Source organism: Vibrio sp. 1249-1 (assembly GCF_033340495.1).
This window is the reverse complement of record NZ_JAWOWJ010000332.1, coordinates 1-834: the sequence shown is the minus strand read 5'-3', so window position 1 is coordinate 834 and position 834 is coordinate 1. Positions and strand designations below refer to the sequence as shown.

The 834-nt window shown below is 48.3% G+C and carries 1 protein-coding gene and 1 pseudogene; both read left to right on the top strand.

What is annotated here, in order from left to right:
- A partial coding sequence (locus R7Z50_RS26190) for a helix-turn-helix domain-containing protein (RefSeq protein WP_318149570.1) occupies positions 1-565 on the top strand: 565 nt, incomplete at its 5' end.
- A pseudogene (locus R7Z50_RS26185) lies at positions 540-834 on the top strand (glycosyltransferase); the annotation flags it as partial. The gene R7Z50_RS26190 and the pseudogene R7Z50_RS26185, both read left to right, overlap by 26 nt.

Here is an 834-nt window from a genome sequence, read left to right as displayed (position 1 = left end):
TCTCACAACTTACGCCAAAGAGGACAAGAAAAAATTCTCTAACATTGATACCGAAGCGCAGCACGTGATCAAACATTACGAATGGCCTGGTAACGTAAGGCAGCTACAAAACATCATTCGTAATATCGTGGTACTCAACAATGATGAAAAAGTCACGGTGGCTCACCTACCCGCTCAGTTAACTCAAAAGAAAACGCAGGCAAGAACCGTAACCCCTGTGCACGTCGAATCATCAAGCCCGAGCAACAATCTCAACGGACATAATGCTCCAGCGATGCAAACACAACCCGTTGAACCAGTGCAACCTGTTCAAGAGGTGCCTGCTCAACAAACACAACCTACTGTCGGCGTTGAAACACCGAGTCATTCCTTATCGCCGTACTTTAATGCAGACGGAAGTATCCGACCAATGTGGCAAGTCGAACGTGAAGCGATTCAAAACGCGATCGCCTATTGTGATGGTAACGTGCTCAATGCCGCGGTGATGCTGGAGCTAAGCCCTTCAACGGTCTATCGTAAAAAACAAGCGTGGGAAGCGGATGAAGTTAATCTCGAACAATCCTGATTTACCCATTGTGGGCGAAGTTTGGATTTTTGTTGATAGCCGCATTTTTGGCGGCATCGAAAGCCACATATTAGAGCTGGCAAAAGGTATTCTCGCGTTCGGGCACGCCGTGCGTATTGTGTTGCCAACGGAGTACACACCTCAAGCGCAGCTTGTAGAAAAAGCGCAAGCGGCGAACATTCCCACCAGCTATTTGCCGCAGATATCTGGCGTTCCGTTGAATACAATTGCGATCAAGCACCTCACCAGTGCTGTCGCGCATCATCAAC